The organism is Rhodococcus rhodochrous (assembly GCF_014854695.1).
Classification (GTDB): Bacteria; Actinomycetota; Actinomycetes; order Mycobacteriales; family Mycobacteriaceae; genus Rhodococcus.
The window spans coordinates 2,079,618-2,099,136 of sequence record NZ_CP027557.1 but is presented as its reverse complement, the minus strand read 5'-3'; the positions used below and the strand labels follow the sequence as shown (position 1 = coordinate 2,099,136).

General features: G+C 69.5%; 14 protein-coding genes. 1 reads left to right on the top strand and 13 read right to left on the bottom strand.

The features are described from left to right. Positions 1 to 60 precede the first annotated feature (60 nt). Together C6Y44_RS09705 and C6Y44_RS09700 are read right to left on the bottom strand one after the other, a co-directional pair. Entirely contained in the window at positions 61 to 966 is a 906-nt protein-coding gene (locus C6Y44_RS09705; protein ID WP_159419261.1) for a hypothetical protein, read from the bottom strand. Between the two features lie 68 nt (positions 967 to 1,034). Next, positions 1,035 to 3,395 carry a Tex family protein gene (locus C6Y44_RS09700; RefSeq protein WP_159418590.1) on the bottom strand — a complete coding sequence of 787 codons (2,361 nt, stop codon included), beginning with the start codon at positions 3,393 to 3,395 and terminating at the stop codon, positions 1,035 to 1,037. 157 nt (positions 3,396 to 3,552) lie between these two features. Here C6Y44_RS09700 and C6Y44_RS09695 point away from each other — a divergent pair, with 157 nt between their 5' ends. Next, entirely contained in the window at positions 3,553 to 4,539 is a 987-nt protein-coding gene (locus tag C6Y44_RS09695; RefSeq protein WP_225623770.1) for a serine hydrolase, read from the top strand. 18 nt (positions 4,540 to 4,557) lie between these two features. Here C6Y44_RS09695 and trmD read toward each other — a convergent pair whose 3' ends face one another. From trmD to smc, 11 genes are all read right to left on the bottom strand, one after another. Next, positions 4,558 to 5,265 carry a tRNA (guanosine(37)-N1)-methyltransferase TrmD gene (gene trmD, locus C6Y44_RS09690; RefSeq protein ID WP_120282249.1) on the bottom strand — a complete coding sequence of 236 codons (708 nt, stop codon included), beginning with the start codon at positions 5,263 to 5,265 and terminating at the stop codon, positions 4,558 to 4,560. A gap of 3 nt (positions 5,266 to 5,268) precedes the next feature. Then, positions 5,269 to 5,859: a ribosome maturation factor RimM gene (gene rimM, locus C6Y44_RS09685; RefSeq protein WP_159418592.1), complete on the bottom strand. Its 591-nt coding sequence runs from the start codon at positions 5,857 to 5,859 to the stop codon at positions 5,269 to 5,271. Between the two features lie 10 nt (positions 5,860 to 5,869). Continuing rightward, positions 5,870 to 6,112: an RNA-binding protein gene (locus tag C6Y44_RS09680; RefSeq protein WP_006550954.1), complete on the bottom strand. Its 243-nt coding sequence runs from the start codon at positions 6,110 to 6,112 to the stop codon at positions 5,870 to 5,872. Then, positions 6,112 to 6,558 carry a 30S ribosomal protein S16 gene (gene rpsP, locus C6Y44_RS09675; RefSeq protein WP_016691249.1) on the bottom strand — a complete coding sequence of 149 codons (447 nt, stop codon included), beginning with the start codon at positions 6,556 to 6,558 and terminating at the stop codon, positions 6,112 to 6,114. Before rpsP ends, C6Y44_RS09680 begins: the two co-directional genes overlap by 1 nt. 193 nt (positions 6,559 to 6,751) lie before the next feature. Next, on the bottom strand, positions 6,752 to 7,867 hold the full coding sequence (locus C6Y44_RS09670) for an amidohydrolase family protein (protein ID WP_120282248.1): 1,116 nt from the start codon (positions 7,865 to 7,867) through the stop codon (positions 6,752 to 6,754). Positions 7,868 to 7,879: 12 nt separating this feature from the next. Then, entirely contained in the window at positions 7,880 to 9,448 is a 1,569-nt protein-coding gene (gene ffh, locus C6Y44_RS09665) for a signal recognition particle protein (RefSeq protein WP_060651070.1), read from the bottom strand. 128 nt (positions 9,449 to 9,576) lie between these two features. After that, positions 9,577 to 12,090 (bottom strand): [protein-PII] uridylyltransferase, encoded by a 2,514-nt coding sequence (locus C6Y44_RS09660; RefSeq protein WP_120282247.1) that lies wholly within the window; start codon positions 12,088 to 12,090, stop codon positions 9,577 to 9,579. Further along, entirely contained in the window at positions 12,080 to 12,418 is a 339-nt protein-coding gene (locus C6Y44_RS09655; RefSeq protein ID WP_016694628.1) for a P-II family nitrogen regulator, read from the bottom strand. The genes C6Y44_RS09660 and C6Y44_RS09655 overlap by 11 nt, the downstream gene beginning before the upstream one ends. A 63-nt stretch (positions 12,419 to 12,481) precedes the next feature. Further along, positions 12,482 to 13,789, bottom strand: a complete 1,308-nt coding sequence (locus tag C6Y44_RS09650) for an ammonium transporter (protein ID WP_159418594.1) — start codon at positions 13,787 to 13,789, stop codon at positions 12,482 to 12,484. A gap of 244 nt (positions 13,790 to 14,033) precedes the next feature. Further along, a complete protein-coding gene (gene ftsY / locus C6Y44_RS09645) occupies positions 14,034 to 15,656 on the bottom strand; it encodes a signal recognition particle-docking protein FtsY (RefSeq protein ID WP_159418595.1) in 1,623 nt (540 codons plus the stop codon). 12 nt (positions 15,657 to 15,668) lie between these two features. Beyond that, positions 15,669 to 19,295: a chromosome segregation protein SMC gene (gene smc, locus C6Y44_RS09640; protein WP_159418596.1), complete on the bottom strand. Its 3,627-nt coding sequence runs from the start codon at positions 19,293 to 19,295 to the stop codon at positions 15,669 to 15,671. Between the last annotated feature and the right edge of the window lie 224 nt (positions 19,296 to 19,519).

Sequence of the window (19,519 nt, the reverse complement as noted above, 5' to 3'; positions counted from 1 at the left end):
TCGAGCAGAGGAACCTGGCGGCGACCGCCGTGTGGCGGGCTCGACCGGTTCGTGCCCAGGTCAGGTAGGCGTGCCCGAACGGGGCAACCCGTCCATTGTGCCAGACGGAACATCGATCGATGAAATCGGCGGTGGCGCCGGTTTGACGCGACGGTCCAGTTCCGCCTCGGTCGCGGTGCGCGAGTGCTCGACACTGCCCCGCACGGTCTCGAGCGTCGGTGCGCCCGCGACGAGATCCTGCACGAAGATCTTGGCGCGGATCACCGGGCGCCGAAGCCGACGTTCGCGTTCGAGCGCCCGTGCCATGCGACGGGGCCGCTTGCCGTACCGCCAGCGAGCCCAGGGCGCCCCGGGCCGGGAGAGCCGGATCGCGCCGACCCACAGCAGCGGAACGACGAACAACCCGACCAGGCCTGTCCAGATCTTGCCCTTCGCCAGGACGATCGCGGCGAGCAGGAGGTTCACGAGCACGGCCACCACCAGCGCGGCCCGTCCGGCCCAGTCACCGCTGTCCTCGAAGTTCGTGGTGTCCCCGAGTTCGAACGGTCGCAGGCCGAGCAACCACATCCCGGTCACGGCGATCGCCACGAAGACGGCGTCGACGGACACCCGTCCCTGTTCTTCCCAGTACACGTCGTTCAGGTAGAAGATCAGGGCGAACTCGTCGAGGGTCAGCGCGGCGCCGACTCCGAAGAGCGCCGCGAGGATGCACGCGGCGACGCGGTTGGCATCCTCGGAGATCGCGATCAGTTCCCCACCGGCGATCACCATGGTGACGACACCGAACACCACGTGGTGCACGTGCTGACCGCCCGGGGTGATGTTTCCGGGCCACCAGCGCACCTGCGCGCGGATCAACCGCACGCTGATCCGGATGAAGACGAACGCGGCCACGAAACCGAGGAGGAAGAACAGCAGCGGCAGGCGCCCCTGATCGACGATCTCGCGCTGCATCCAGTCGAGCATCACCGGATCACCCCGGCCACCGTGGATCTCATGTCCACAGCATCGCAGGAGTGACCCGGTGATTCGCGTCAGTTGTTGCCGAAACCGGCGCGTCGCAGGGCGTCGGCCATCGATCCGGAGGCGGCCGGTGCCGAACGGCGGTCGCCGCCACGGCCCTGCTGCCCACGATTGCCCTGCTGTCCGCGATTACCCCGGCCGCCCTGGTTGCCGCCGCCCTGGCCTCCGGGACGTCGGCCACCTCCGCGCGGCTGACCTCCCGACTTCTCGGCGCCCGGGGTGGGGACCTCGTCGTCGAGTCGCAGCGTCAGACCGATGCGCTGGCGCGCGACGTCGACCTCGAGGACCTTCACCTTGACGACCTCACCGGACCGGACGACGTCGTGCGGATCCTTCACGAAGCTGCGCGACATCGCGGAGACGTGCACGAGACCGTCCTGGTGCACACCGACGTCGACGAAGGCACCGAAGGCCGCGACGTTGGTGACCACTCCCTCGAGGACCATGCCGGGCTTCAGGTCGGCGACCTTCTCGACACCGGCGGCGAACGTCGCGGTCCTGAACTCCGGACGCGGGTCGCGGCCGGGCTTCTCGAGCTCGGAGATGATGTCGGTGACGGTCGGGACACCGAAGCGATCGTCGACGAACTCGTCCGCGCGCAGCTGCCGCAGGGTCGCGGTGTTGCCGAGCAGTTCGCGGACGCTGCTGCCGGTCCGGTCGACGATCCGCCGCACCACCGGATACGCCTCGGGGTGCACCGCGGACGCGTCGAGCGGGTCGTCGCCGTTGGGGATCCGCAGGAAGCCCGCGCACTGTTCGAAGGCCTTCGGGCCGAGTCGCGGGACGTCCTTGAGCGCTCTCCGTGCCCGGAACGGACCGTTCTGGTCGCGGTGGGCGACGATGCTCTCCGCGAGCGACCCGGTGATACCCGAGACCCGCGACAGCAGCGGGACCGACGCCGTGTTGACGTCGACACCGACGGCGTTCACCGCGTCCTCGACGACCGCGCCCAGCGACCGCGCGAGCATCGTCTCGGACACGTCGTGCTGGTACTGGCCGACACCGATCGACTTCGGGTCGATCTTGACCAGTTCGGCGAGCGGATCCTGCAGGCGGCGTGCGATGGAGACCGCACCGCGGATGGACACGTCGAGATCCGGGAGTTCCTTGGTGGCGTACTCGGAGGCCGAGTAGACGGACGCGCCCGCCTCCGACACCACGATCTTCGTCAACCCGGGCACCTTCGCCAGCGACACGAGATCGGCTGCGAGAGCGTCCGTCTCACGAGACGCCGTGCCGTTGCCGATGGCGATCAGTTCGACACCGTGCCGCGCGACCAGCGCGGCGAGCACCGCGAGGGCCTCGTCACGCTTGTTGTGCGGCTGATGCGGATAGATGGTGGTGTGGTCGACGACCTTGCCGGTCGCGTCGACGACGGCGACCTTCGTGCCGGTGCGGTAGCCGGGGTCGAGACCCATCGTCGGTCGCGTGCCGGCCGGTGCGGCGAGCAACAGGTCCTTGAGGTTGGCGGCGAAGACGTCGACCGCGTCCTTCTCGGCGGACTGCCGCAGCCGCATCCTGATGTCCAGCGACAGCGACATCTGCAGCTTGGTGCGCCATGCCCACCGCACGGTGTCGAGCAACCACTTGTCGGCGGCGCGTCCCTCGTCTGCGATGCCGAAGCGCGTCGCGATCCGTCCCTCGTAGTAGCTGCGCTCACCGGGCACCGGCTCGTCGATCTCGGGATCGAACGACAGCGACAGCACCTCCTCCTTCTCGCCGCGCAGGAGGGCGAGGATGCGGTGCGAGGGCAGCTGGGTGAACGGTTCCGAGAACTCGAAGTAGTCGGAGAACTTCGCGCCGTCGTTCTCCTTGCCGGACCGCACGGTGGAGCTCACCTTGCCGCGCGTCCACATCGCCTCGCGGAGCTCGCCGACGAGGTCCGCGTCCTCGGCGAAGCGTTCGACGAGGATGGCGCGCGCACCGTCGAGCTGCTCGGAGGTGTATCCGGCGGGATCGGTGGTGGGGTCGCCGATGAGCGCGTCGGCGACGGGTTCGTGACCGGCCTCGCGGGCGATCTGCGCCTTGGTGCGCCGCTTCGGCTTGAACGGCAGGTAGATGTCCTCGAGCCGCGCCTTGGTGTCGGCGAGCATGATCTGTCCGCGCAGCGTGTCGTCGAGCTTGCCCTGCGCCTCGATCGATTCGAGGATCGCGACACGGCGCTCGTCGAGTTCCCGCAGATAGCGGAGGCGTTCCTCGAGGGTGCGCAGCTGGGCATCGTCGAGCCCGCCGGTCGCCTCCTTGCGGTAGCGCGCGACGAACGGCACGGTCGCGCCGCCGTCGAGCAGTCCCACGGCCGCAGCGACCTGGTCTTCGCGGACGTCGAGTTCCTGGGCGATCCGCCGGTTCACGGTGTCGAGTTCGGTCGTCACGTCGAACGACCCTACAGTTGCCGTCCCCCGCCCGCGCCTGTGGCAGCGTGGGGCGCTCGCGCGCGTGACGGCACTCGCGCTCGCGCGCGGGGTCCGTGCAGGCTGTCGGGTGGACCGGCGCTATCGTCCACTGCACAATGGAATGCAGGAGCCGGACATGAAGCACGGGCGCGGACGCGCACGATCGGGCGCGATGATGCTCTGCGTGGCCACCGCACTGGCCGTATCCGGCTGCGAATCGATCGATTCCCATCCACTCCCGCACGAGGCGCTCGGTCTCGCTTCCGTGACGGACGCCGATTCCGACGAGTCGACCGTGACGCTGTCGACGGCCGAACTGCCCCGGCAGATCGACGCGGCCGTCGCGCTCGCGGACAGCCGCGGAGCGCGCCTGACCGTCGCCGTGCTCGACCGTGAATCCGGGACCCGCGTGCTCGGCGGATCGGACGAACCCTTCGAGACCGCCTCGACGGTGAAACTGTTCATCGCCGAGGAGGTCCTGTACCGCGAGGTGACAGGCGAAGCGACGCTCGCCGACGAGGACCACGAGTTGATCCGGTCGATGCTGCGCTCCTCGGACGACAACGCGGCAACGCTGCTGTGGGAGACCTACGGTGGTCCCGAGATCGTCGAGCACGTCGTGGAACGGCACAACCTGACCGGCACGACTCCCCCGGATCCGGGGTCCTGGTGGTGGAACACAACTACGACGGCGTCGGACCTGCTGACCTGGTACGACGATCTGCTCGGCGACAGCGCCTCCGGTGACGAGAGCGCGGCCCGGATCGTCGGCCATCTGGTGGAGTTCACCGACGAGGGCGTCGACGGATACGACCAGCGTTTCGGGCTTCCACAGGGTCTCGGCGATTCCACGGAGCTGGGTGTGAAGCAGGGGTGGATGTGCTGCCTGACCGGTGAATGGCTGCATCTGTCCACCGGATTCTTCGGCGACGATCACCGTTACGTGGTCGTGGTCGCGGCACGGGAGACCGTCACCTACGACGAGTCGGATCCCTTCTACGACACCGGTTTCCTGCCCGACACGGCGATGTACGACGCGACGGACGACGGGAGCGCGCAGCATGCGCGCGAGACCGTCACGCTGGCGGTCGAGACGACGCTCGGAAGCGCCCACCGGCCCTGAGGGCCGTCCGGCGCGGCATCAGTCGTCGGACGGGAGCAGGTCGGGTCGTCGTTCGCGGGTGCGTTCGAGCGACTGCTCATGGCGCCAGCGGGCGACCTTGCCGTGGTCGCCGGACAGCAGCACCGGCGGCACCTCGAGGTCGCGCCACACCGCCGGCCGGGTGTAGCTCGGTCCTTCGAGCAGTCCGTCGGAGAACGAATCCTCCTGGTGCGACTGCTGATTGCCGAGCACACCGGGCAGCAGCCGGACGACGGCCTCGACCATGACGAGAACGGCGACCTCCCCACCGATGAGGACGTAGTCGCCGATGCTCACCTCTTCGACGCGCACGCGCCGCGCGGCATCGTCGAAGACGCGCTGGTCGATTCCCTCGTAGCGGCCGCAGGCGAAGACGATCCGCTTCTCCTTCGACCACCGTTGTGCGGTGGCCTGATCGAAGCGGCGGCCGGCGGGAGTCGGGACGACGAGCAGGACGTCGGGATCGGTTTCACCGTCGGGTCCGGCGAGCACGTCGTCGAGCGCCGGGCCCCACACGGTGGGTTTCATGACCATGCCCGGTCCGCCGCCGTAGGGCGCGTCGTCGACGGCCTTGTGCACGTCGTGCGTCCAGTCGCGCAGGTTGTGCACGCCGACGGAGATGAGCCCCTTGTCGATCGCCTTGCCGAGCAGGGCGACGCGCAGGGGTTCGAGATATTCGGGGAAGATGGTGACGACGTCGAGCCGCACGGACTACTGCTTCCCCTCGATCGACTTCTTCTTCTTGGACGGCGGTTCCCCGAAGTCGGGGTCGAGGAGTCCTTCGGGCGGATCGATCTCGATCACGCCGTCCCGGACCGATACCGTCGGGACGATCTCGGTGACGAACGGGACGAGCAACTCTCCGCGCTCCTGGCCGGCAGGCCGGATCGACAGCAGTTCGCCGGCGGCCGTGTGCAGGACCTCGCGGACGGTGCCGACCTCGGTTCCGCCGTCGGGGCGACCGGCGACGATCCGCACCGTCAACCCTTCGAGTTCGTGATCGTAGAACTCGTCCGGGTCGTCGGACGGCGGAAGGTCGGCGCTGTCGACGACGAACAGCACGCCGCGCAGTGCGTCGGCGGCGTCGCGACCGTCGATGCCCTGCAGGCGCAGCAGAAGCCGCCCGGAGTGTTCCCGGGCGGCTTCCACTGTGTACTCGTGCAGGTGCTTGTCGCGAGGCTTGCGGCCACGCAGGACCGCGCCGACGGCGAAGCGCTCCTCGGGTTCGTCGGTGCGAACCTCGACGACGACTTCGCCTCGGATGCCGTGCGACTTGGCCACACGGCCCACGACGAGCTCCATCGACGCTCGCCTAGCGGTCGGTGTCGACGACGTCGACACGGATACCCCGGCCACCGATGCCGGTGACGAGGGTCCGCAGCGCGGTCGCGGTACGACCGCCGCGGCCGATGACCTTGCCGAGGTCGTCGGGATTGACGTGCACCTCGACGGTGCGGCCCCGACGGCCCGCGATCAGGTCGACGCGGACGTCGTCGGGATGGGCGACGATTCCACGAACGAGATGCTCGACGGCATCGGCGACCACGGCGCTCATTACTCGGCGGCCTCGGTGGACTCGGCCTCGGTGGACGCCTCGGCGGACTCTTCCTTGGCAGCCTTCTTCTTCTTGGGCGTGACGGCCTCGGCAGCCGGCTCGTTCTCGGCCTGCGCGAGGGCGGCCTGGAACAGCTCGAGCTTGGACGGCTTCGGCTCCGCCTTCTTCAGCGTGCCCTCGGCACCCGGCAGGCCCTTGAACTTCTGCCAGTCACCGGTGATCTTGAAGAGGTTGAGGACCGGCTCGGTCGGCTGCGCGCCGACGTTCAGCCAGTACTGCGCACGCTCCGAGTCGATCTCGATCAGCGAAGGCTCTTCCTTCGGGTGGTACTTGCCGATGGTCTCGATGGCCCGGCCGTTGCGGCGGGTGCGCGAGTCCGCGACGACGATGCGGTACTGCGGGTTGCGGATCTTGCCGAGACGGGTGAGCTTGATCTTGACAGCCACTGCTGTGTTCTCCTTCGGGGTGCGCCGAGGCGCGTGTCACGTGCAATTCGGACGACGCGCCCTTCTGGCACGCCCGGTTTTGCCTCTAGCCTGTGACCGCCGCGCGGTACGTAACCGGATGCGACGACAGCGAACCATTCTGCCAGACGCGTGAGCCAGGACGAAACCGGCACCCGGTGACCCCGCGCACCCCCTACAAGCGCGCAGGGCTCCCCGAGACCACTCGGCCGCGGAGAACCACGAGATCGGGACGCGCGGCCGCGGGGTCGCTGCGCGGATCCTCCCGGTACACGACGAAATCCGCCGACGTCCCCGGCTCGAGACTCGGATGCCCGAGCCACGCGCGGGCCTTCCAGCTCGCCGCGGCGTACGCCTCGGTGGGGTCGAGACCCACGCGCACGAGCGATGCGATCTCGTCGGCGATGCGCCCGTGCTGCACCTGGCCACCGGCATCGGTGCCCGCGTAGATCGGGATGCCGGCCTCGTGGGCGGAGCCGATGGTCTCGTCGAGGCGCGCGTACAGTGCGCGCATGTGCGCCGCGTACACCGGGAATCGCGTCGCCGAATCGGCGATGTCCGGGAAGTTCTCGATATTGACCAGTGTGGGCACGAGCGCGGTGCCGTGCGCGGCCATCGTCGCGATGGTCTCGTCGGTCAGGCCCGTGCCGTGCTCGATGCAGTCGATCCCCGCCGCGAGCAGTCCGGGCAGGGCGTCCTCACCGAAGACGTGCGCCGTCACCCGCGCGCCTTCGCGGTGGGCCGCGGCGATCGCCTCGACGAGGATCTCGTCGCTCCACAGCGGAGCGAGGTCGCCGACCTCCCGGTCGATCCAGTCGCCGATGAGTTTGACCCAGCCGTCGCCGGCCCGGGCCTGACGGGCCACTTCGTCGGGCAGCTGCGACTCGTCCTCGAGGTCGACGGGCAGCCCGCGGATGTAGCGCTTGGGCAGAGCGATGTGCCGACCCGCCCGGATGACCCGGGGCAGGTCCGCCCGCTGATCGAGGGCCCGGGTGTCGACAGGTGAACCGGCGTCACGGAGCAGCAGGACACCCGCGTCGCGTTCGGTGACGGCCTGCGCGAGCAGACCCTCCTCGTCCTCCGCTCCCCCGCCGAACCTGATGCCGACGTGGCAGTGCGCGTCGACGAGGCCCGGCAGGATCCAGCCGTCGGCACAGAGCACCTCGGCGTCGCGGCCGGGCTCGGCCGTAAACGATCCGTCGGCCCCGACGAACAGCTCGACGGTTTCGTCGTCGGCCAACGACCGGCCCCGCACCACGAAGGAACGCGCATCACCCTCGGTCACGGTCATCCCCGGCCCGGCTCAGTTCTTGGGGAACTTCAGCTTCGACAGGTCGAAGTTCTCGAGTCCCGGAGGAAGCTCGTCGAGGCCCTTCGGCATCTTCGACAGGTCGGGCATCCCGGCGGGCATGCCACCCGGGAGACCGGGGAAGCCGCCGGGCATACCGCCCCGCACCTTCGGCGGCGTCGGTCCGCGACCGCCCTTCTTCCCCTTCTTGCCCTTCTTGCGCTGGTTCTTGCGTGCGCCCGGCATGCCCATCTGGCCGGCCATGGCCGTCATCATCTTCCGGGCCTCGAAGAACCGGTCGACGAGCTGGTTGACGTCGGAGACCTTCACACCGGAACCATTAGCGATACGCAGTCGCCGCGAGCCGTTGATGATCTTCGGGTTGGCGCGCTCCTCCGGCGTCATGCCGCGGATGATCGCCTGGATGCGGTCGAGCTGCTTCTCGTCGACGTTGGCCAGGGCGTCCTTCATCTGCCCGGCTCCGGGCAGCATGCCCAGGAGATTGGCGATGGGGCCCATCTTCCGCACGGCCATCATCTGCTCGAGGAAGTCCTCGAGGGTGAGCTCGCCCGAACCGATCTTGTTGGCGGTGGCCTCGGCCTGCTCGGCGTCGAAGACCTGCTCGGCCTGCTCGATCAGGGTGAGCACGTCGCCCATGCCGAGGATGCGGCTGGCCATGCGCTCGGGGTGGAAGACGTCGAAGTCCTCGAGCTTCTCACCGGTGGAGGCGAACATGATCGGCTGGCCGGTGAGCTCGCGGACGCTGAGCGCGGCACCACCACGGGCGTCGCCGTCGAGCTTGGTGAGCACCACGCCGGTGAAGCCGACGCCCTCGCGGAACGCCTCGGCGGTACTCACGGCGTCCTGACCGATCATCGCGTCGAGGACGAACAGCACCTCGTCGGGCTGCACGGCGTCGCGGATGCCCGCGGCCTGCGCCATGAGTTCCTGGTCGATACCGAGGCGACCGGCGGTGTCGACGATGACCACGTCGTACTGCTTGTTGCGCGCCTCGGCGATGCCCTGCTCGGCCACGGCGATCGGGTCGGCAGCGGTGACTCCGAGTTCGTTCTCGCCTCCGCCGATGGAGGTGCCGGGATGGGGAGCGAAGACCGACACGCCGGCACGCTCACCGACCACCTGCAGCTGGGTGACAGCGCCGGGACGCTGGAGGTCGCAGGCGACCAGCATCGGGGTGTGTCCCTGCGCCTTGAGCCACTTCGCGAGCTTGCCCGCGAGGGTGGTCTTACCGGCACCCTGCAGACCGGCGAGCATGATGACCGTCGGCGGGGTCTTCGCGAACTGCAGACGACGGGTCTCGCCGCCGAGGATCCCGACGAGTTCCTCGTTGACGATCTTGACGACCTGCTGGGCCGGGTTCAGCGCGCCGTGCACCTCGGCGCCCTTGGCGCGCACCTTGATCTTCTTGATGAACTCGCGCACGACGGGCAGCGCGACGTCGGCCTCGAGCAGGGCGAGGCGGATCTCACGGCAGGTCGCGTCGATGTCCGCGTCGGACAGCCGCCCCTTGCCGCGCAGGTCCTTCAGGACCCCTGTCAACCTGTCGGAAAGGGATTCGAACACCGAATGCGCTCCTGAGCTCTGACGAAGATGCGGACATTGCTGCGAACCAGGGTAACCGCTCCCGATCCGTCGCGACCGCGGGTGGCCACGCCACAGGGCGGGCCGCCCGCGCGGTCACGATCTGTCGGTCACGGTCTGTCGGCGGGCGCAGGCGGCTCGGGGGCAGGCAGGACCGACAGCAGTTCCTTCTCGAGATGCTCCCGGGAGACACGGGTGTGGGCACCGGCGAGATCGACGCAGAACGAGTCGATCACCGTCGAACCCAGCGTGCTCACCCGTGCCCACCGCACGTCGGCTCCGACATGCTCGAAGACGTCCGCGAGGCGGCACAGCAGACCGATCCGGTCCTCCGACCGGATCTCGAGCACGACCTGGTCCGCTTCGGATCCTTCGAACCAGATGATCCGCGGCGGCGCGAGAGCGGCGCTGACGGGAACCGCCCGGGCCGTTCGCTCGGGAAGCCTGCTCTCACGTTCGGCGCGGTCCTTGGTCTCGAGGGCACCGAGGAGGTCGAGGTCGCCGGAGCGTGCCCGCACGAGTTCCTGCCGGAGCAGCGCCGCTTCGGGCGGTGAACCGAATCTCGGGGCCACGACGAAGCTGTTGACCGTGCTGCCGGCGTGACTGCCGATCGAGGCCGACAGCACCCGTAGACCGTGCAGCGAGAGCACGCCGGCCTCGTCGGAGAGCACACCCCGCTCGTCGGGCGCGACGAAGGTCGCGGTGAAGCTGCGACCGTCCTCGCGTGGTTCGAGCGCGACGTGCAAGGCGCCGTCCTCGGCGAGGTTCGCGAGGGCGGGATCGATCGGATCCGGTGCCGGCAACTCGTCCCCCGCCATCATCATGCGGCAGCGGCGCACGAGTTCCCTGATCAGCGACGCCTTCCAGTCCCCCCAGACTCCCGGGCCGGTGGCCTGCGAATCCGCCTCGGCCAAGGCGTGGAGCAGGTCGAGCAGCACCGGATCGCCGTCGAGGGCGTCGACGACCGCGGCCACGGTCTCCGGATCGTCGAGATCGCGCCGGGTCGCGGTGTGCGGCAGGAGCAGGTGGTGTCGCACCATCGAGGTGAGCAACGCCAGGTCCGAGGGCCACAGGCCCATCCGCCGTCCGATCTGCAGGGCCAGTTCGGCACCGACCACGCTGTGGTCGCCGCCGCGTCCCTTGCCGATGTCGTGCAGCAACGCGCCGAGGACGAGCAGGTCCGGCCGGGCGACCCGCGTCGTCAGTTCGCTCGCGTAGACGGCGGTTTCGACGAGGTGCCTGTCCACGGTCCACGTGTGGACGGCGTCGCGCGGCGGCAGGTCGCGCACCGCACCCCATTCGGGGAGCAACCGCCCCCACAGTCCTGTGCGGTCCAGCGACTCGATGACGTCGACGGCGCGACGTCCCGAACCGAGCAGCACCAGGAAGTCGTCGAGGGCTTCGCGGGGCCAGGGTTCGCGTAGTTCCGGGGCGTGATCGGCGAGCCGGGTGAGCGTGGCCGCCGAGACGGGCAGTCCGGCCTGCGCGGCGGCCGCCGCGACCCGCGTGATCAGGCCCGGGTCGCGACGCGGATGCGCGTCGCGCGCGAGGGCCACCTCTCCCCCGTGCTCGACGACCCCTTCGTCGAGGGGTCGCCGCACCGGTCCGCGACGCAGTCGCGACAGGCCCTTGCGCGGCAGCGAATTGGCCGCCGTGCGCAGGCCGACGTCGACGGAGTAGCTGATCGTGCGGGCCGATTCGGTGAGCACCCGCGCGAGATCGAAACGGTCGCCGATCCGCAGCGCCGCGGCGATCTCGTCGGCGTCCTGCGCGCGCAGCTGATCGCGGGAGCGGCCGGCGACGCGGTGCAGCTCGGTGCGTACGTCGAGCAGTCGCCGGTGGGCGGCCGCGAGACCACCCCCCGGGACGTCGGGTCCGAGTCCCGGCATGCCGTCGGTGAGCTGCGCAACGGACAGGGCATTGAGCAACTGCACGTCCCGCAACCCGCCGCGACCGCTCTTGAGGTCGGGTTCGGCCCGGTGGGCGATCTGCCCGCTGCGCTGCCACCGCACCTCGGTCATCTCGATGAGTTCGTCGAAGCGGGACCGGATGCCGGTGCGCCACTGACGTCGCACACCGCCGATGAGCAGATTGCTCAGCTGGGCGTCGCCCGCGATGTGCCGCGCCTCGAGCATTCCCAGTGCGGCCGTCAGATCGGACGAGAACACCTGGAGGGCCTGGGGCACCGTCCGGACACTGTGGTCGAGTTTGATGTGCGCGTCCCACAGCGGGTACCAGAGCTCGTCGGCGACCTTCGACACGACGGACGGCGCCATGTCGTCGTGGAGGAGGATGAGATCGAGATCGGAGTACGGGAGCATCTCGCGGCGTCCGAGACCCCCGACGGCGACGATGGCGAAGCCTCCCTCGCGCTTGATGCCGAGTTCGGAGCCCTTCGTCGTCAACCAGAATTCATGCAGGTCCACGAGGGCGTGACGCAGGGCCACGGTGTCGAGGCGGCGGCTGCGGGGGCCGCCGGAGAGCAGGGTGTCGCGGGCGGCCGCGAGATCGGCGGCGCCCGCCGGTGCGGTTTTGCGGGCCGAGGACACCGAAGGCCCCGACCCCGCTGCCGAAGCAACGGGATCAGGGCCTCGAGTGCCGGACCCCTGGGGGTCAGAGCGCATCCGAACCTCGTTCTCCGGTGCGGACCCGGACCACGGCTTCCACGGGCGTGACCCACACCTTGCCGTCGCCGATCTTGCCGGTACGGGAGGCCTCGACGATGGTCTCGACGACCTTGTCTACAGCGGAGTCGTCGACGACGACCTCGACGCGGACCTTCGGCACGAAGTCGACGGAGTACTCGGCTCCGCGGTAGACCTCGGTGTGGCCCTTCTGGCGGCCGTACCCCTGCACCTCGCTGACTGTCATTCCGAGCACACCGGCCTGCTCCAGGCCTGCCTTGACGTCCTCGAGCGTGAACGGCTTGATGATCGCCGTGATCAGCTTCATATCCTCATCCTTCCCAGAGCCCGCTGGCCGCTGTCATCCCTGCTCGCTGTCGTGGTCTTCTTATCACTTGAGAGCCGGCGCGAAGTCGTATGCGGATTCCGCATGTTCGGCTTCGTCGATACCGCGGGCCTCTTCCTCGTCGCTCACACGCCAGCCCATGGGCTTGAGTGCGAAGGCGATCACTGCGGTGACGACGGCGGTGAACACCAGGGCGACGACTGCGATGACGATCTGGATGACGAGCTGCTTGTAATCGCCACCGTAGAACAATCCGGTCTCGGTGCCGAGGAAGCCGATGGCGACCGTGCCCCACAGGCCGGACACGAGGTGGACACCCACGACGTCGAGCGAGTCGTCGTAACCGAACTTGTACTTCAGGCCCACGGCGAGGGCGGACAGGACACCGGCGATGACGCCGAGGGCGATCGATCCGACCGGGCTCAGCGAGCCGGCAGCCGGGGTGATGGCGACCAGGCCGGCGACGGCACCGGACGCGGCACCGAGGCTGGTGGCCTTGCCGTCACGGATGCGCTCGGTGAGGAGCCAGCCGAGGATGGCGGCAGCGGTGGCGGTGGTGGTGTTGACCCAGGCCAGGCCGGCGGTACCGTCGGCGGCGAAGGCGGAGCCGGCGTTGAAGCCGAACCATCCGAACCACAGCAGCGCGGCACCGAGCATGACGAACGGCAGGTTGTGCGGACGGAAGGCGGTGCGTCCGAAGCCGGCGCGCTTGCCGATGACGATCGCCAGGACGAGAGCGGCGATACCGGCGTTGATGTGCACGACCGTGCCACCGGCGAAGTCGATCGGGTGGACCGCGGCAGTCAGGCCACCTTCACCGTCGTCGACCGTTCCGAACAGTGCGGCCGCGATGCTGTCCTCGGAGCCCGAGAGCAGACCGCCGCCCCACACCATGTGGGCGAGCGGGAAGTAGGCGCAGGTCACCCAGATCGCGACGAACGCCATCCACGTACCGAACTTCACGCGCTCGGCCAGCGCACCGCTGATCAGGGCGGTGGTGATGATCGCGAAGGTCACCTGGAAACCGATGTCGATGATCTGCGGGTAGTTGCCGATGCCGGCGAGGAATTCCCCGTCTTCGCCGTAGATGGCGCCCTGCAGACCGAACTGCTCGAACGGGTTCGCGAAGATGCCGAGCACGCTCTCGGTGCCGTAGGACATCGACCAGCCCCACAGGACGTAGATGACGCCGATCAGTGCCATCGCACCGAACGACATCATCATCATGTTGAGCACGGACTTGGAGCGGGACATCCCGCCGTAGAAGAACGCCAGGCCCGGGGTCATCAGAAGCACGAGCGACGCTGCTATCAGCATCCACGCTGCGTCGCCGGTGTTCACCACTTCCTCCACTTGCAACCTCCCTGTAGGCCGCGCCGATCGGCGCGTTGTCGAGGGAAAGCTTGCTGCCCGGATGTTTCCGTGGAGGCGCCGCGCTGTTTCGTGGGCGTGAACGCAGGAACCGACCTTGTTTCATCCTTGTTTCACACTTTTCGGACACCGCATCCCCACCGACGGAACCGGCCGCTGCCCGCGTGAGCGGACAGCGGCCGGAACGACGGACGCGGTGCGGATCAGCCCAGCAGAGCAGCGCCGATCAGCCCAACAGGGCGTCCACGAAGGCTTCCGGTTCGAAGGGTGCGAGATCGTCGGCGCCCTCACCGAGACCCACCAGCTTCACCGGGACGCCGAGTTCGTGCTGCACCTGGAAGACGATGCCGCCCTTGGCGGTTCCATCGAGCTTGGTGAGCACCACACCGGTGATGTCGACGACCTCGGCGAACACGCGGGCCTGCATCAGACCGTTCTGGCCGATCGTCGCGTCGAGGACGAGCAGCACCTCGTCGACGGCGGCCTTCTTCTCCACCACGCGCTTGACCTTGCCGAGCTCGTCCATCAAGCCGGTCTTGGTGTGCAGGCGGCCGGCGGTGTCGACGAGGACCGCGTCGACACCGTTGTCGATGCCCCTCGCGACGGCATCGAACGCCACCGCGGCCGGATCGGCGGCCTCCTTGCCGCGGACGACCTCGGCACCGACGCGTTCGGCCCAGGTCTGCAACTGGTCGGCGGCCGCGGCACGGAAGGTGTCGGCGGCACCGAGCAGCACCCGGCGTCCGTCCGCGACGAGCACGCGGGCGAGCTTGCCGGTCGTCGTGGTCTTGCCGGTGCCGTTGACACCGACGACGAGCAGCACGGCGGGATGGTCCTCGTGCGGGAGGGCCCTGATGGAACGGTCGAGCTCGGGACGGAGCTCGTCGACGAGCACGCTGCGCAGCACGGCGCGGGCGTCGGCCTCGCTGCGCACGTTGTTCACGACCATCTCCTCACGCAGACGGTCGACGATCTTGGTGGTCGTCGCGGCGCCGAGGTCGGCGACGAGCAGCGTGTCCTCGATCTCCTCCCAGGAGTCCTCGTCGAGGTCGCCGCCACCGAGCAGACCGAGCAGGCTCTTGCCGACCGCCGACTGCGAGCGGGCCAGACGGCCACGCAAGCGGACGAGGCGACCCGCGGTGGGTTCGATCTCCTCGATCGGGGCTGCCGGCGGAACAGCGGCCGGTCCGGCCGGTTCGACAATTTCCGGTTCGGTGACCTCGGGTTCGGTGACCTCGGGTTCGGTGACCTCGGGTTCGGTGACCTCGGGTTCGACGACGGTCTCCGTCGCCGGGGCGGGCTCGACCTCGGGTTCCGGTGTCGGTGCGACTTCCGGTTCGGGGGCGACCTCGGGCTCGACGGGCTCGGGAGCGGGACGCTCCGGCTCCGGAGCGACCTCGGGTTCGACCGGCTCCGGTTCGGCCGGCTTCGGTTCTGCGGGCTCCGGTTCTGCGGGCTTCGACTCGGGCTTGGGCTCGACCTTCGGTTCGGGCTTGGGCTCGACCTTCGGTTCTGTGGGTGCGGGTGTGCTCGGCGGAGCTTCGGTGATCTCCTCCGGCAGCGGCACCGTGCGGGGCGCAGGCTCCGGCTTCGCCGCAGGCTTCGGTGCCGGTTTCGGCGCAGGCCGGGGGGCCGGCGCCGGTGGCGCGGCCGTGCCCTGCGAGAAACTGAATCCGCTCTGCGCCTTGTAACCGCCCGAGCGGTCCTTGGTCTCGGCGGAATCGAGCTGCGGGGTCTCGGGCGCCTTCAGCGACACCTGTCGCCGCCGGTAGAGGGTCAGACCGACGACGAGCGCGACGAGAACGACCGCCAGCGCGGCGGCGATGACTATCCAGGCTCCGGTACTCACGCACCCATACTGTCAGGCTTGGAGCTCTTCCTCCGGTTCGGGGACCGGTGTCGCGATCTCGCGTCCGCGCAGACGCTGCGAGATGACCCGGGTGATGCCGTCGCCCCGCATGCTCACGCCGTACAGCGCGTCGGCGACCTCCATCGTCGGCTTCTGATGCGTGATGACGATGAGTTGGGACTTCTCGCGCAGCTGCTCGAACAGCCCGATCAATCGTCGCAGGTTGGTGTCGTCGAGCGCGGCTTCGACCTCGTCCATCACGTAGAAGGGTGACGGGCGGGCCCGGAAGATCGCAACCAGCATCGCCACCGCGGTCAGGGACTTCTCGCCGCCCGACAGCAGCGACAGGCGCTTGACCTTCTTGCCCGGCGGGCGGGCCTCGACCTCGATGCCGGTGGTGAGCATGTCGCTGGGGTCGGTGAGCACGAGCCGTCCCTCCCCACCGGGGAACAACTTCGCGAAGACCTGTTCGAACTCACGCTCGACGTCGGCGTAGGCCTCGGTGAACACCTGCAGAATTCGCGCGTCGACCTCCTCGACGACAGCGAGCAGGTCCTTGCGGGCGCTCTTGACGTCCTCGAGCTGGGTCGACAGGAAGTTGTAGCGCTCCTCGAGCGCCGCGAACTCCTCCAACGCGAGGGGGTTGACGCGCCCGAGCGTCGCGAGATCCTTCTCGGCGCGCTTGGCCCGCCGCTCCTCGGTGGCCCGGTCGTAGGGCATCGGTTGCGGAGCGACGACCTGTTCGCCGCGTTCGCGTGCCTGCTCGTACTCGGCCATCTCCAGCGGCGTGGGCGGCAGCGGCACGTCGGGGCCGTACTCGGCCACGAGGTCGTCGAGGGCGATGCCGTGCTGTTCGAGGATGGTCTGCTCGAGCTGCTCGATCCGGAGCGAGGCCTGCGCCCGGGCCACTTCGTCGCGATGCACCGCGTCGGTGAGCTGGTCGCGCTGCGCCGACAGTTCGCGGACGAGTTCGCGGGCGCGTTCGAGTTGCTCGGCGCATTCGGCGCGGCGCCGGTTCAGGTCGTCACGCTGTGCGAGTGCCGTCGCCACGGCCAGCTCGAGTTGTTCGGCGAGTCGCTGCCCTGATTCGGCCACCGCAGCGGCGACGGCCGCCGCCTGACGACGCGCGATGCGGGCACGTTCGGCACGAGCACGGGCCTCGCGCTCGGCCTGCGCGGCACGACGAAGCGAATCCGCCTTGCCCCGAAGCGCTTCGGCGCGTTCCTCGGCCGTGCGCGCCGCGAGTCGCGCCTCGACCTCGACGGCCCGGACCTCGGCGAGGGCGGCCGCGGCCATCTCCCGTTCGGCGGCGGTGTGTTCGGTGCCGGCACCGTCGCTACTGCCGGCCGAGTCGTCCTCGGCCAGACGCAGTCGCTCCTCGAGTTCGACCAGCTTCTCTCGTGCCGCGTCGCGTTCCTTCTCCGCTTCGGTGCGCTGGGCCGCGAGCCGTCCGGATTCGGCGTGGGCGGTGCGCGCTGCCTGGCCGAGCCGGCCGAGTTGTTCGTAGACGGCCGACATCGCCGCGTCGGACTCGTTGAGCGCGGCGAGGGTCTGTTCGACGTGTTCGGCGCGTTCGGCCTGCTCCGCGAGTGCGCCCGCGAGGGCTGCGGCCAGTTCCTCGGAGCGGCGTTCGGCCTGTTCGAGACCGGCACGGGAAGTGTCGATCGCCGCCTGGATCTCGAGGGTGCTCGGGGCGCGATGCGAGCCGCCGACCACCCAGCCCGCACCGGCGAGGTCTCCCCCACGCGTCACGGCGCGCAGGTCGGGCCGGGCGGCGCAGACCCCGAGGGCGGTGGGCAGGTCGTCGACCACGACGGTGCGGGCCAGCAGGCCGTCGACGCCTCCGCGCAGGTCGGCGGGGCACTCGACGACCTCGCGGAGCCATCGGGCACCGGTCGGCAGGTCGCCGGCGTCGGTGGGGCCGGCTGCGCCGGGCAGGACGAACGCCACCCGGCCCTGGTCGGCGTCGGCGAGCGCTGCGACCGCCGAGATCGCGGCGTCGGCCGACTCCACCTCGAGGGCATCGGCCGCGGCGCCGAAGGCTGCTGCGACGGCCGCCTCGTATCCCGGGGACACCCGGAGCCGGTCGGCGAGGCGCCCCACGAGTCCGTCGCCGGACCGCGTGTCGATCAGCCAGGCGGCGCCGTCGGTGCGTTCGAGGCCCATCGACAGGGCCTCGATGCGGGCACCGAGGGAGGCGACCTCCTTGCCCGCAGCGCGTTCTGCTTCGTGGAGTTCGGTGACCCGCTCGTCGGCGAGCCGCTGCGCTTCCAGGGCTCGTTCGTGCTGCGCGTCGGCGTCGATCTCACCGGCATCGAGATCGTCGATGCGTGCCTGAGCGGTCTCGAACTCGGCCTGCGCGGCGACGCCGCGGAGCCGCGCCTCCTCGATGGCGACGGTCAGGCGCGCGATCTCCGCGTCGATCGACTCGGCGCGGGTGCGCATCGTCTCGACCTGACCGGCGAGACGCGCGAGGCCCTCGCGCCGGTCGGCGACGGCACGCACCGCGGCCAGATGTGCGCGTTCGGCGGCCGCTGCGGCCTCCTCCTGCTCGGCGAGCTGCTCGCGAGCCGCCTCGAGGGCTCCGTGCGCGATCTCGACGGCCTCGACCAGTTCCGCTTCCTCGGCGGCGATCCGGTCGGCGCGGGCTTCCATCTCGTCGGGATCCTGACCGGAGCGATCCTCGGGTTCGGCGTGCAGGTGCCGGGCGCGTTCCTGCGCGACCCGCACGGTCGCCGACACACGCTCGGCGAGGGCGGACAGGCGGAACCAGGTCTGCGACGCCGCTTCGGCGCCCGGCGTGAGCTGCGCGAGGGCTTGTTCGTGACGGGCGAGTTCGGCGTTCGCGTCGTCGAACGCCGCGAGCACGGTGTCGAGCCGCTCCCGGACCATCTTTTCCTGCTCGTCGTGCCCGGCGAGTTCGGCACGACGCGTGACGAGGTCGTCGGCGGCCAGTCGTAACCGCGCGTCGCGCAGGTCGGCCTGGATGGTCTGGGCGCGACGTGCAACCTCGGCCTGCCGGCCGAGCGGTTTGAGCTGACGGCGCAGTTCGGCGGTGAGGTCGGTGAGACGGGCAAGATTGGCCTGCATCGAGTCGAGCTTGCGCAGCGCCTTTTCCTTGCGCTTGCGGTGCTTGAGGACGCCGGCGGCCTCCTCGATGAACGCGCGTCGGTCCTCCGGGCGGGATTCGAGGATCGCGGCGAGGCGGCCCTGGCCGACGATGACGTGCATCTCGCGGCCGATACCGGAGTCGGACAGCAGTTCCTGCACGTCCATGAGACGGCAGGAACTGCCGTTGATCTCGTATTCGCCCGCACCGTCGCGGAACATGCGGCGGGTGACGGAGACCTCGGAGTACTCGATGGGCAACGCGCCGTCGGAGTTGTCGATGGTGAGCGTGACCTCGGCGCGTCCGAGCGGCGGGCGGCCGGCGGTTCCGGCGAAGATGACGTCCTGCATCTTGCCGCCGCGCAGGGCCTTGGCACCTTGCTCCCCCATCACCCAGGTGAGCGCGTCGACGACGTTCGACTTGCCGGACCCGTTGGGTCCGACCACACAGGTGATGCCCGGTTCGAAACGCAGAGTCGTCGACGAGGCGAAGGACTTGAAGCCCTTCAACGTCAGACTCTTGAGGTACATGGGTGAGAACTCTACCGGCGGGTTGTGACTGCTTTCCTAGGCCGGGTGCACCCTCGAGACGGTCGTGTTGCCTACGTTCAGGTACACGGTGGGACCCTCGACGACGATGCCACCCGGACCGGTCACCTCGGGTAGCACGGTGGTCACGCTGCCGTCGGGAGTGATCCGGCGCAGCGCTCCGGGGCCGACGAAGGAGGTGTCCGAGACGAACGGACAAACAGGAC

Coding starts and splice junctions, on each gene's coding strand:
- C6Y44_RS09655 (WP_016694628.1), bottom strand. CDS start 12,418: ATGAAGCTGATCACGGCGATCATCAAGCCGTTCACGCTCGAGGACGTC.
- rimM (WP_159418592.1), bottom strand. CDS start 5,859: ATGGAGCTCGTCGTGGGCCGTGTGGCCAAGTCGCACGGCATCCGAGGC.
- C6Y44_RS09660 (WP_120282247.1), bottom strand. CDS start 12,090: ATGCGCTCTGACCCCCAGGGGTCCGGCACTCGAGGCCCTGATCCCGTT.
- C6Y44_RS09705 (WP_159419261.1), bottom strand. CDS start 966: ATGCTCGACTGGATGCAGCGCGAGATCGTCGATCAGGGGCGCCTGCCG.
- C6Y44_RS09695 (WP_225623770.1), top strand. CDS start 3,553: ATGAAGCACGGGCGCGGACGCGCACGATCGGGCGCGATGATGCTCTGC.
- C6Y44_RS09680 (WP_006550954.1), bottom strand. CDS start 6,112: ATGAGCGCCGTGGTCGCCGATGCCGTCGAGCATCTCGTTCGTGGAATC.
- smc (WP_159418596.1), bottom strand. CDS start 19,295: ATGTACCTCAAGAGTCTGACGTTGAAGGGCTTCAAGTCCTTCGCCTCG.
- C6Y44_RS09670 (WP_120282248.1), bottom strand. CDS start 7,867: ATGACCGTGACCGAGGGTGATGCGCGTTCCTTCGTGGTGCGGGGCCGG.